This is a genomic window from Methylobacterium goesingense (genome assembly GCF_022179225.1).
In the GTDB taxonomy this organism is placed as follows: Bacteria; Pseudomonadota; Alphaproteobacteria; order Rhizobiales; family Beijerinckiaceae; genus Methylobacterium; species Methylobacterium goesingense.
In genome coordinates this window covers 1-11,862 of sequence record NZ_BPQL01000149.1, presented here as the reverse complement: position 1 = coordinate 11,862, position 11,862 = coordinate 1, and the positions used below count along the sequence as shown (strand labels likewise).

The window sequence follows — 11,862 nt, the reverse complement described above, 5'->3', positions numbered from 1 at the left end:
CGACGATCCAGCGCCGTTCTAGAACGACGAAGCCCTTCTGGTCCGGGTCTTTTTCGACGACCCGTCGGCGCATGCCGTGAAGGTTGCACCATTCCTCGCAGCGCTTGGCCCGGAAGACGCTGTCGAAGAGGCCCAGACGCAGGCTCGGCCAGTACGGCTTGCCCTCGTCCAGTGCCGACAGCGTGTCACAGTCCTGTACGTTGGCCGGCACGATAGCCATGGCCAGGATGTGCCCCTCGGCATCGACCATCATCACGCGTTTGCGGCCGACCACCCTCTTGGCGGCATCGTAACCGCGTGGCCCGCGCACGCCGATGCACTTGACGCTCTGGGTGTCGATGATCGCCAGCCGCGGCGTGGGACGCCGCCCGCAGCGGCGGCGCTGTCGGCGCGCGAGCGTCCGCATCAGAACCGCGAACAGGCCCTTGTCCACCCAGCGCCGGAACCATCCATAGACGGTGCGCCAGGGCAGGAAGCCATCGGGCAAGGCCCGCCATCCGCCGCCCGTCCGCAGATGCCAAGCAACGGCCGCCATCACGCGGCGCGCCGACCTGGCGTTCGGTCGGGCCGGCGGGTCAGCCCGCTCCAGGAAGCGGGCCACCTCGTCCAAGCCCGCCTCCATCACCATGTTCTTCAGACGCGCTTCATGGCGCGTCCGATGCCGGTCCGTCCACATCTGCTCTCCACGCCGCCCCGCCAGGCGGAATTCGTGTTGCTACACGAGATAAATGGGGACGGCCGGTGGAGGTCCTCAAACAGGCTCTAAGGCTACCGAGGCACTAACGTTCGCGATCCGCGAGATGGCGACCAACGCCGTGAGGTCTAGCGATTTTTTCGTTGAGACTGGCCGCGTCACGGTGCGATGGTCGACGTTCGAGAAGCGCGGATGGCAGATTTGAATCAAATTCAACCATTCAGTCGTTCATGGTACTGTACCAATCCCGCATTCGATTGGGGTGTAAAACTTGAGTCCTTGAGAGCGTATTGTCTCCAATATCCAACCTAAATTGATCCGGAGATTGCCCATAAATTTCTTTGAATACACGAGACCCGTGGCTGATACTTGAAAAACCGACTTTTCTTATAGAGGTACCGATGAGCTCTGCTTTGTCCTGTCGGGACAACAGCAGTCGCATACGAGCGGCACGCCGACGCGTGACGACCGTTTCTACGCCGCCGACGGATTGCATCGCACGATACAAGGAGGATCGGGAAACACCAATGCTCCGGGCAATGAAGTCTGAACTCAAGTCTGACGCAAGATTGTTATCGATAAAAATTTCAGCCTTGAGGCGACGCGACAGCTCCAGATTGTTTTCGCCGACGGCATCACTGTAGGCGGCATCGGATCGCCCCTGAATTTGGCCAAGCATACTGGTGATGATGTGACCAACCCCGGCGGCCGAAGGCTCCGGTAAGTTCGATGCGCATCGAATGAAAGAAAGTACGGTTTGGCCCAGCGAGCCTGTCTCACACTTGGGAAGGACGCTTCCATGCAGATCCCGAACGTTCGGCGCCGCGGCTTCGACTTGATCACGGGTCAGGATGATTGTGACAATATCGCCATCGTCCACGATCGACCGCATTGGACGGGTCGCGTCGTAGAGAACGGCGTCGCCTGGGACAAGACGCCGTTCTTCTCCGGGCCGGCCGCTCACCACACGTCCGGATCGTAAGACCTGGAGATAGTAATGCTCAAAGCCGTCGCGCCGGATGTGAGAAGAATTGCGCCTATGGTCGGCGCCGATGATTTGCCGATCGAACAGCGTCAGGCGACCGAAATGTTGCGCGGCGATAGTTGCTTCGAATGTCTCGCCAAGGAGGTATGTCGCCGCCCCACTCGACTGGATCATATCATGATAGAGGCCGAAGCTGTCTGCCGACGCTCTACCGAGATGCCTCTGCTGTGGGCTCTTCTCCTGCGCAATGTCAGAAATTGTTCTGCCTTACCATTCGAAGCGAACTCTTACGTCCAGAGCTTAGCAAAACAGCCGAATTGCGGCCAATCACAGAGCGGCGATCGGCACAAAAGCAGATCGCCACCCCGCCACCCGCCCTAGTCCTTCAGTGGCGCCAGCCAATAAGGTCGGAACTGGTCGAATGCGGCCTGGGCGGGGTCCGCTTCCCACTCGCTCAACGGTCTTCAGACGGGCACGGCCTGGATGACATTGCGCAACGTGCCGAGCCCAACGATCTCCGTCTCCATCACATCGCCGGGCTTCAGGTATTCCGGCGGCTTGCGGGGGTTGCCGATACTCCGCGGCGTACCCGCGGCGATGATGTCGCCCGGGACCAGGGTAAGGCCGTGCGAAAGCTCGGCGGTGATGCTAGCGACCTTGAAGTACATCTGCTGAGTCGAGGCGTCTTACTTCACCACTCCATTCACTCAGGTCAGAAAATGTAAGTTCGAGGGATCCAAGTCCGAAGCGGGGACGATGCACGGACCAATCGGCCCATAGCCGTCCAAGCTCTTACCCTTGAACCACTGCCCGCCATGCAACTTGATCTGCATGTCACGCGCAGTGGTGTCATTGATGACGCTGTAGCCGAACACGTGGCCCACTGCGTCGGCTTCCTTGATGTACGCCCACCCGCGCCAATGATGACTGCGAGTTCGACTTCCTAGTCGATCGCAGTCGAGACTTCTGCGTCGAAGGAAAAAGGGTCGTAGGGCCCGTTGACGGTGTTCACGCCCTTGGTGAAGAACACTGGGTGGGCCTGGTATTCCATGTTCGTACCGCACACCGCCTGGCCCTCAGCGAAATGCCCTAGGTAATTCCAACCGACCGCGTAAATGTTGCGGGTTGGCGATGGGATCGGCGCCAGAAGCCGTACGCTCTCGACCTGCGGAACCTCGCCGGCTGCACTTTCTAGGCCCGCGTCTGCTTGATCTCCGCGGGCGTCCGGGTCTCACTAGTAGGTTGTGGATCGGCCTGGAAGCATGGTTCATCCGCACTTTCGGTGCTGCAGATCGGCGGTCCAGTCGAGCTCCGCCGGTCTCGGCTCACGCGGCATGTAGGACGCGCTGGCGCAGGAGATCGAATCCGGCGCGGCCGTACATGCTGCACTTGATCAGTTTCAAACGATTGACCTGTCCCTCGACAGGACCGTTGCTCCAGGGCTCGACGATGGCCGCGCGCACGGCGGTCTCGTCCTGGCGGAGCCCGGTGACGAAGCCGCTGAGTTCGGTCGCGGCTGCAGCCTCCAGCCATGGCGTCAGTCCGGTGGGATCGCTCTGGCGCAGGAGGTCGGCGAAGGCGCGTACATCCTCGGCGGCCTGCTTCAGCTTCGGCGCGGCAATGCAGAGCGCTTCGGTGAAAGCGCGATCCTCTCGCGACAGCGCGGTCGGGTCGCTGGTGAGCCAGCGGGTGATGCGGCGCGTCGAGGGGATCCGGGTGGACGGTGGTCGCGCCGGCGCACCCTGCCTCCGTCGCGCGGCCCAGCGCCGGACGATGTCGTAGCTGCCGATGAAGCCCTGCGCGCGCAACGCGCGGTGGAGTCCGGTGGCGCTGTACTGGCCCTCCTGCCAGCGCGTCTCGACGAAGGGGAGATGGCGGTCGAGCCGACTCGAACCTGGTGCTCGACGGTAGGGCATGAACCGGCCCGCCCGGACCCAGCGGCGCACGGCGTTGCGGGACGCACCGATACGGCGAGCGATTTCCTTGGTCGGCAGACCTTTGCCGTGGAGGCAAAGGGCCGCCTCGCAGCGATCGCGTCGACGGCTGTTCACCTCCGGCGTGGGTGCAGGCTGCCGCAGGTCAGGGGAGGCAGAGAGATCGTGCACGCCACGGTGCGCCACGTCCCGGATCTCGGACTGGTGCCGTTCAACGATGCCGCGCAGCGCCTCCGACGCGTTGACGAGTAGGTGCCAGCGATCCGCGACCTGCGTCGCTGCCGGCGCTCCCGTGCGCGCGGCCTCGGCGTAGGGTCCCGAGCGGTCGCGGCTGATGATGGTCACGCTCGGATGGGCGGCGAGCCAGTCCCGCACCGGTGCCGACGAGCGGCCGGGCAACAGGTCGATGACGCGCCGCCGCTCTAGGTCGCACACGATGGTGCCGTAGGACCGGCCGCGCCGCCAAGCCCAGTCGTCGATGCCGACCACGCGCGGCGGTGCGGACGGCACGGTCCCGCGGCGGCGGATCAGGCGCAGGACCGTGTCGCCGCTGACCGGCATGGCCAGCCGCCGCGACAGCCGGGCGCCGGGCTCACCGCCGAGCACCATGCCGATGTCGGTCTGCGCTTCAGCCAATCGGTGGCTGCGGCGCGCCTTGCGCGCGCCTAGCCCCGGCACGGGTTCTGCGAAGATCCGCCCCAGGCAATAGCTGCAGCGGAAGCGGCGCACCTTTACCTGCCACGTCACCGTCCGATCCTGCCAGGGCAAGTCCTTGAAGGTCCGCCAATACGTGCTGTGCACTCGAGAGGAAGCAGGCCCGCAGACCTGACAGAAGCCTTGGGCCGCCGTGGTCCGGGCGGTGATCCGCACGCCCGCTTCATCCAGCGTCAGATCATCGACGTGCACGCCGTCCGGCACCGACGGCATCGACGGGTTTGAGATCGGCATCGCGCTGCCCTCGGACCACCACGCAAACCAACGCCCAAATCACCCCGCAGCACCGAAAGTGCGGATGAACCCGAAACATGACCCCTCCTTCAACTCTGTTAAGTCGCTGCGCTATCGACCAAAATACCTTGAGGGGTGGGGTCACAACCGGCACCGATCGTGACCCCACCGGAAACTCGGATTTTCTCACTGCGTCAGAGAGTTAGGAGCGGATCTGCCGGTGTCATGTTTCGATGCCGATCCACATCCAGATGAGCACCGAGGCCGACGCGCGGTCTCGGTCCAAGAAGCGCAGCGGCGTGGCCACAAGCATGCAGAACTCGACCGGTGGACGTACTGGTCGCGTCCGGTCGCGCGGCGCAACTGGCGCTGACATGATCAACTCGAACTCGGCAGCAGGTGGCAATGCTGGTCAGCCGTCGCGTGCTGGCAGCACGGGCAGCGCGGGTGGTGGAAGCCCCGGCGGCGGCATGTAGCCTGTCTGCTGTATGAAACCTCTACTCTTCACCCGCCCGGCTCCGGCCGCGGCGGGTTTTTCGTTTCAACCTCGATCGTCAGCCGTTTCCGGCAACCGGTCCTGTGCTGATGCGAGCCGCCGTACTAGCGATAGCGAGGACGTTGCGGCGTAGATCGGCATTGTCGATCTTTGCGAAAGCTCGAAGCAGATCCACTGCCCCTGGCAATGCGATCAAGCCAAAGATTTCGGATTCCTCGGCAGTGTCATCTACGTCTCCATAGAGCGAAGATACTGGCACCTCAAAGAGATTTGCGATCGCCTGAAGTCGCCCGGCGCCAATCCGATTCGTTCCTCTCTCGTATTTTTGCACCTGCTGGAAGGATACACCGAGCGCCTTGCCGACCTGTGTTTGGGACAGTCCCCTCGCTTTGCGTAACGCTGTGATGCGTATGCCGAGAGTGCGGTCATCTGCGGTGGCATGCTTCTGCGTCACGTCTGTCCCCGAAATAAATCACCGGCTAGGGTCAATATTGCCTGACACTACTTGGGCGCGCTAGAGACATGGCGCTTCCTCCCGAGTCCTAGCGGCTGGGCCCTTTGAACAAACCGCTGACCTCACAATGCGCCGGGCTTTCTCATTTCTTGCGGCTAGATCCGTCGCCTAGTCTCAGCCAGGGTCTGCGCCGCTGAGCGCCGCTGAGCGCCGCACGCTGGAGTTCTGAGCTTCGTGCGTCACGTCGATGGCGATCTGCTCGAAGGCGGTCGCCAAGATGTCGAGCTTTTGGGCGAGAACTTCAGGTTGCGCCAGTTTAGCGACCTGTTGATCGAAGGTCAGGGCATTTCCTCTGCTCCCAGCGCCTTCCGCAAGTTTTGCCCTGCAAGCGTGATGAAGCGTCCCGCTTCTCCCGGTTTCGCTCCGTCCCATTGGGCTTGCCGCTCAACGACGCACCCAAGTGCGAATAGGGATGGCATAGCGGATGGGCAGACCGAAAGGTGGAAGCCGCCTCGATGCCTGTCGTGCATGGAATCGCGCGCTTGGACCGCACAATCCATTCACACTTTTTTAAAGTGTCAGATTTCTTATCTGAGTTGAAATTAACAACTAAAATTCTCGTACCCTAGCATGTTCACGCACCGAGGCCCCGCGAATCCATACAAGCTGCTTCCTCAATGCGAACGAGGAAGTTCGGCCGTTGAATTTGCTCTTGTCGCGCCGATCCTTCTGGCCTTCCTGGCCGGCATTATCGTGTTCGGCATCTATCTCGGCGCGGCCCACAACCTCCGTCAGCTGACATCGGAGGCGGCTCGGGCCTCCATCTCCGGCGTCAGCGATGCCGAGCGGGCAAGCCTCGCGCGCCAGCAGGTCAACGCCGCCCTCGTGAGCGGCACGATGTTTAGACCGGGCATGATCGACGTGCAGGTAGCGACGGATCCCGGCGACACCACCCTCTACCGGGTCACACTGAGCTTCGATTCGAGGAACCTCGGCTTGTCCGGGCTCTCCGGTCTCGTGCCGCTGCCACCCGATCTGATCCGCAGCAGCGTCAGCATCCGAAAGGGTGGGCTCTGATGCGGTGTGAGATGTCCGACCGGCATGGATCGGTCGCGATCCTCACAGCGCTCGGCTTCACGGTTATCCTCGGGGCCGCGGCAATCGGGATTGATTACGGGTCGGCGACCCTAGCCCATCGGCGGGCGCAGGGCGCCGTGGACATCGCGGCGACGCTTGCCGCCGCGAGCCCTGCGCTCGCAGAGGCGGCAGCCCGGAATTCCCTAGCCGATAACGGCTATGCCGCCGGTGCCGTGATCCGGGTCCAGCCCGGTTCTTACAGCGCCGACGGCAGGACTGCCGTCGATGCGCGTTTCAGCACGGAGACGTCGGCGCCTAACGCGGTCCGGGTGACCCTCCAGACCGCAACTCCGACATACTTCGCTCCCGCCCTCGGCCTCGGCCGCGAGATCGCCATCAAGGTACAGAGCACCGCGGCGATGGCACAGTTCGCGTCCTTCACAATCGGGTCCGGACTGGCCGGCCTTGATGCAGGCGTCGCGAACGCCGTCCTGGGCGCAATGCTGGGTAAGCCGTTGACGCTGTCGGTGGTCGACTACAACGCACTTGCGAGCACCCGTGTCGATGCTGCCCGTGTGCTCGACGCGCTGGCACCCATGCTGGGGCTCGAAGTTGGGAACTACTCTGAGATCGCCGTCGCCACCGCCACCGTGGGCCAGTTGACCGCGGCGCTTCAGATCGCCTCTAACGCCGTGACCGATGGCGGCAGGGCGGCGTCGGCCCTGGCGCAGGTGGTGTCGGCCGCGCGTGGTGGCGCGACAACGTTCCAGGTCGGCAGCGTCCTAAATCTGGGGGATGCCGCAGCGCTCGCACCCGCCCTCGGCACCAGCGGCCCACTGATCGACGTCATGGATGCGTTGACCGACGTGGTTGCGCTTTCGAATGGCCGACAGCAGATTTCGGTGGATCTCGGCGCATCGATACCCGGTCTGCTCCGGACACAGATCACGCTCAGCGTCGGCGAACGGCAGCAGAGTTCGGGTAATGTCCGGCCCGGAAGCCCGAATGCAACGGTCAGGACGGCCCAGGTTCGCCTCCTCATCGAGGCGACGCTGTCGCTTCCCCTCGGGTTGGGGAATGTGACGCTGCCGGTCTACGTTCAGGCGGCGATGTCGCGGGCCACGCTCCGGACCCTGACCTGTCCCTGGTCACCCCAGGGGCAACGTCAGGTGACGCTGGACGCACAGCCCGGCGTGGCTAAACTCGCCATTGCGGAGATTCCGAAATACTCGGTGGACGTGGCGTCCGCAGCGCCGGATCTCACGCGGCCGGCCACGCTCCTGCGCGTCACGCCGCTCCTGATCATCAGCGGCCGGGCCAGGGCGACGATCGCGAGCCCCTACACGCAGGCTCTCTCGTTCAGCGATGACGACATCGCTCAACACAAAGTCCGGACTGTCTCGGCGACCAACATGACACAGGCCCTGGTGCCGAGCCTCGTGTCGTCCCTCAGCCTCGACGTCAACGGGATCGGGCTCCTGGCGCCCGGCCTTCTAACGACGGTGGGGGCTGCGCTCAACCTCGCCGCGCCGTCCCTGGATAGCGTTCTAGACAACACGCTTCGGACCATTGGCATTCGGATCGGCAAGGCCGATCTCACCGTGAACGGGGTCCGCTGCGATCAAGCCGTGCTGGTGCAGTAGGCAGATGCCGTGTGCATCCGCCATAGGCTGCCGTGCGTTGGTCGTTTCAGCTGCGGAGGCTGATTGGCGCGCCATAGGTGCAGCCGCAGCAAGGCCGAGGTGATCACCACCGACCTGATGCTCCGCGAGTGCTGATCGGCCAACTCGACAGCGAGCGCAGCGCTCCGCTGAAGGCGGCCATGGACGCCTGCAACGCACGCTTCAGCCGAGGCACCGTCGTAACAGTCCGCGCCGGGCTCACCGAGAAGCGCACCTGGTCGACGAAGTTCGAGATGCGCAGCCCGCGCTACACGACGCAGGTCAGCGAGCTCCCCCATGGCACACGCTTGAGCCCTGGGAAATAACGACCCCGCCGCTCGATCTGATCACGGGCCGGCGGGGTGGGACGTCCATCTCACATGCGAGCCGGTATGCAACTTGGCTCGCCGGTAAGATGCGCCGCCTGGGTTAGCAACGGCTCAAAGCCTCGGACCCCGGTACTCCCAATTCGGGATCACGGCTTCTCCGGCCGGCGTCACGGATGCCCGGATCGCGGGGCTGACCGAGATGCAGAACCTCACCCGTCGGATCGGCGACGAGGCGCAGGCTCTGCTCTTCCACCGCGTCTTCGAACGAAGAACCCTCACGTGAATGTCGGGCCAGGGCTTCGGCGATGAGCGCGCCCTGGCGATCCTGTTCCTATCCGCTGTCGATGCGGCGGCGCGGTTCTACGGCCTCTCGGAGCGATCCCGAGTCGTCGGCATCATGGAAGACCGGCTGTCTTGGATTTAGGGCTTTGGCTTATCACGACGCTCAATTGCATCAATAGCGCCTTGCGGAAGATCCTCGAACATCGCCCCTATCTGCTTTGGCTGGGTAATCATGGCCTCGGCGATAATATTCACCAGTGCGAAAAGCCTTGTTGCTGTAGCCTTATCGTCCCTCATATCTATTTCGCCTGGATGGACCGCATTGTTACCGATAACGCGAACGACATCCAGTGCTCTCTGTACTGCGACGGGCAAGCCCTGTTGAACTAGAGCAGCAATATCTTGGTTGATGTTTTCTCCACTCTGACCGAGACTCTTAAGCATTTTCTGCAAAGCAAGCCGAAGAAGCGCGGCCGCCCCCCTGGGGGACAAATCTACTATCGTCGCGGCCTCCTCAAAATCCGCTTTGGCGTCAGGAGGAATGTCAGTGTTCGGGAATACCTCAGTTTTGGAGGTTGGGTAGACAAGATCGTAAGCCGAACAAAGCGATACCTCATCGCAGCTATAACATACGCTCAAGTGTAGATTTGTTGCAGGATGGGCTTTTACATCAAGAAAGCCTGGCTCGATAATGGGCTTATGTCGCCATACACGCTGCGCCCATATATACAATTCTCCATACTGGGAGGGATTGGTTTGAGCTTGCACCTGTATGGCGTTGTAGGTCTGCATGGAAAGTACCCCTGGGATATCATCCTTTTTGTATGGTACGGCGCCACCTCTGAACCACGTCTGATGCGCCTTTGCGCGACAGTGTGGGCAAGTAAATGAAGGCGAACCAAGCTGCGGAGAATCTGTATCTCTTGCCACCATCTACTCCCAAACTTTCGGCAGTTCCCAATCCCTCGGCGCTCCGGCGCCAGGGCCATCGTATTCCCGAACCACGGTGCGGTCGGTCCGGCTGAAGGCTCGGCACCGCCTTTCGTAATCGGCCGAAGCCATCTTCGTGACGCCGCACGCAGCCAGGGCCTTCCAGCGCGGTGACGGCTCGCCGGCATGTGCGGACGCGGCGAACATGATAAGGCCGCCCACGGTCAGCAGAAGCGCCGCAATCGCCATCCCGACGAACAGGGGCAGGCGACCGCGCGCCGGCGGGAACATCTCGGCGACCAAGTGCGGGGCGTGCTCCTCGATATAGGCCCGATACTCGCGATCCTGGGCCGCCCGGTGGGCTTTAATCTGGGCGAGCACCTCGCTCCGCTCCGAACGCTCCCGGGCCCTCAACACGTCACACTCACGCCGGTTGAGGTATTCCCACGGCGCCAGGAAGTGCAGGCCCCGCACGGCCGTGTCCGCCGTTTCCTTGGCCGCCTGCTTCACCCACTCACCCGAGACCTCGCGCAGCACCGTCAATCGGACCAATGAATGGTGCCACCTAGTGCGAGTATCTCTTTAGGTAAGGCGCTGTTGTTTCGAATAATATTTAAGCAGCCGCGCTAAAATTATGGCCTAGAATTGGCAATATGATCAAGCTCGAACATTGAGAGATTCGTCTCATGGGCTCGCGTTCTGACCATATCGACCAACCTATCTCCTGTTGAGAGTGGCTTCTGGCGAATCTTCGTCAATCCGAGGCTGTTGCATTTTTGACCGATAGCGGAGTCAGATCTATTGAAAAGTACCGATGCTAGCGACTTGATCTTATGAGTGGGTCGTAGCTTTCGCAGCGTTGAAATTTCGCGCGTCGTCCAAAACCTATAGCCGCTATCCAATCCGAGGCGGCCAGCTCGCATCCGTAACGCAGCTGAAGTTCTGTGCGGAAGCAACACTTGCAGCTGGAGGGCATCTTTGAAATTGAGGCGAAGGATTTCATCTTCGTCCTCAGTCCATGGATCGTGTCTCCGCGAGTTGCGTGACATTCGCTCAACCCTTCCAAAGAAGGGCGGCGCATTCGCCTGCTCCAGATTTCATACCCCACGTGTTCCGTCCGTGTTGCACGGACCAGACTACGCTGGGTCGTAACCCATTGTAAAACCACGGATCGTGTTGCAGCACATCGCAACACATTTCGCCCTTCTACGGAAACGAAAAAGCCCGCCAAGTCATTGACCTGGCGGGCTAATTTATGGTGCCGGTTGCGGGACTTGAACTCGCGACCTACCGCTTACAAGGCGGTTGCTCTACCAGCTGAGCTAAACCGGCGCGTTCCTGATGCGCTATCAAAGCCGTCGATCCGGCGCAAGCCTGTCCCATCGGCCTCGGCCCGTCACGCGACGCGTCGGGAATCGGTGAAGGTGCGGCCGTCGCCGAAGCGGTAATGGATCGTCTCGGTGAGGCGCCCGCTGGCGCGAACCTGGATCGCCTCCGGGCGGGTCAGCGCGTGGCGTCCGGCGATGGCCTCCGCGACGCGCATCGGCGCATCGCGTCCGCCACCGTGCTGGCGCCACCATTGCACGGCCTTCTCGCGCGGGTAGCCGACCTGTTCGAGATCCAGGACGATCCCGTGGCTGCGACGCTCGGGGAGGTGGAACACCACCGCCAGGGCGTCGGGGAGGGCGGAACGCGCATGCGCGGCGAAACTCCAGCCCACGACGGGCTGCCAGTCCGCGAGCGCCGCCGAGAGGATGGGATGCGCATCGTCCGCCGCCGCCTCGTGGCCCGGCCCCTCGGGTTCGGACTCCGGCTCGACCCAGCAGGCCTCGCAGGTGCTGGCGTTGAGGGCGATGAGGGCGCCGCAGCCGGGGCAGGCCTTGGCCCGCACCTCGCTCTCGCGGCCCCGGATCGCCGCGGCACTCCGGGCGGTGACGATGTCGACGGGGCCGTGCATCCGCACGAGGCCGGCATAGTCGAGGATGAGCGCATCCGACTTGCCAGGCGCGCGGCGCAGGGCCCGGCCGACCTGCTGCACGTAGAGGCCGGTGCTCTGAGTCGGTCGCAGCAGG

The 11,862-nt window shown here is 62.7% G+C and carries 10 protein-coding genes, 1 tRNA gene and 2 pseudogenes; 4 read left to right on the top strand and 9 right to left on the bottom strand.

Annotated features, from left to right (window positions below):
* The 5 genes and pseudogenes from MFF30_RS21630 to MFF30_RS21605 all read right to left on the bottom strand — a co-directional run.
* A partial coding sequence (locus tag MFF30_RS21630; RefSeq protein WP_238282058.1) for an IS5 family transposase occupies positions 1–676 on the bottom strand: 676 nt, incomplete at its 3' end.
* Positions 677–914: 238 nt separating this feature from the next.
* The gene (locus MFF30_RS21625) at positions 915–1,853 is read right to left on the bottom strand and encodes a helix-turn-helix domain-containing protein (RefSeq protein ID WP_238282057.1); all 939 of its coding nucleotides are present in this window, start codon (positions 1,851–1,853) and stop codon (positions 915–917) included.
* A gap of 290 nt (positions 1,854–2,143) precedes the next feature.
* Positions 2,144–2,554 (bottom strand): annotated as a pseudogene (locus MFF30_RS21620) (fumarylacetoacetate hydrolase family protein).
* 450 nt (positions 2,555–3,004) lie between these two features.
* Positions 3,005–4,540: an ISL3 family transposase gene (locus MFF30_RS21615; RefSeq protein ID WP_238282060.1), complete on the bottom strand. Its 1,536-nt coding sequence runs from the start codon at positions 4,538–4,540 to the stop codon at positions 3,005–3,007.
* A gap of 575 nt (positions 4,541–5,115) precedes the next feature.
* Positions 5,116–5,511 carry a helix-turn-helix domain-containing protein gene (locus tag MFF30_RS21605; protein WP_238282055.1) on the bottom strand — a complete coding sequence of 132 codons (396 nt, stop codon included), beginning with the start codon at positions 5,509–5,511 and terminating at the stop codon, positions 5,116–5,118.
* Positions 5,512–6,141: 630 nt separating this feature from the next.
* Between MFF30_RS21605 and MFF30_RS21600 the strand changes: the two genes are divergently transcribed.
* From MFF30_RS21600 to MFF30_RS21585, 4 genes are all read left to right on the top strand, one after another.
* Entirely contained in the window at positions 6,142–6,588 is a 447-nt protein-coding gene (locus MFF30_RS21600; protein ID WP_238282054.1) for a TadE family protein, read from the top strand.
* Positions 6,589–6,599: 11 nt separating this feature from the next.
* Entirely contained in the window at positions 6,600–8,231 is a 1,632-nt protein-coding gene (locus tag MFF30_RS21595) for a TadG family pilus assembly protein (RefSeq protein WP_238282053.1), read from the top strand.
* 128 nt (positions 8,232–8,359) lie between these two features.
* Positions 8,360–8,575: a DUF4113 domain-containing protein gene (locus MFF30_RS21590; protein ID WP_373320974.1), complete on the top strand. Its 216-nt coding sequence runs from the start codon at positions 8,360–8,362 to the stop codon at positions 8,573–8,575.
* 286 nt (positions 8,576–8,861) lie between these two features.
* The gene (locus MFF30_RS21585; protein WP_238282052.1) at positions 8,862–9,002 is read left to right on the top strand and encodes a hypothetical protein; all 141 of its coding nucleotides are present in this window, start codon (positions 8,862–8,864) and stop codon (positions 9,000–9,002) included.
* Here MFF30_RS21585 and MFF30_RS21580 read toward each other — a convergent pair.
* From MFF30_RS21580 to MFF30_RS21565, 4 genes and pseudogenes are all read right to left on the bottom strand, one after another.
* On the bottom strand, positions 8,999–9,652 hold the full coding sequence (locus tag MFF30_RS21580; protein ID WP_238282050.1) for a DUF4145 domain-containing protein: 654 nt from the start codon (positions 9,650–9,652) through the stop codon (positions 8,999–9,001). The genes MFF30_RS21585 and MFF30_RS21580 overlap by 4 nt on opposite strands.
* A 141-nt stretch (positions 9,653–9,793) precedes the next feature.
* Positions 9,794–10,327 (bottom strand): hypothetical protein, encoded by a 534-nt coding sequence (locus MFF30_RS21575; RefSeq protein WP_238282048.1) that lies wholly within the window; start codon positions 10,325–10,327, stop codon positions 9,794–9,796.
* Positions 10,328–11,046: 719 nt separating this feature from the next.
* A tRNA-Thr gene (locus tag MFF30_RS21570) sits at positions 11,047–11,122 on the bottom strand.
* Positions 11,123–11,186: 64 nt separating this feature from the next.
* Positions 11,187–11,862, bottom strand: a pseudogene (locus MFF30_RS21565) (DEAD/DEAH box helicase); the annotation flags it as partial.

Bases quoted from the DNA above. Each gene is read 5' to 3' on its own strand.
- MFF30_RS21625 (WP_238282057.1), bottom strand. From the start codon at position 1,853: ATGATCCAGTCGAGTGGGGCGGCGACATACCTCCTTGGCGAGACATTC.
- MFF30_RS21615 (WP_238282060.1), bottom strand. From the start codon at position 4,540: ATGCCGTCGGTGCCGGACGGCGTGCACGTCGATGATCTGACGCTGGAT.
- MFF30_RS21600 (WP_238282054.1), top strand. From the start codon at position 6,142: ATGTTCACGCACCGAGGCCCCGCGAATCCATACAAGCTGCTTCCTCAA.
- MFF30_RS21595 (WP_238282053.1), top strand. From the start codon at position 6,600: ATGTCCGACCGGCATGGATCGGTCGCGATCCTCACAGCGCTCGGCTTC.
- MFF30_RS21585 (WP_238282052.1), top strand. From the start codon at position 8,862: ATGTCGGGCCAGGGCTTCGGCGATGAGCGCGCCCTGGCGATCCTGTTC.
- MFF30_RS21580 (WP_238282050.1), bottom strand. From the start codon at position 9,652: ATGCAGACCTACAACGCCATACAGGTGCAAGCTCAAACCAATCCCTCC.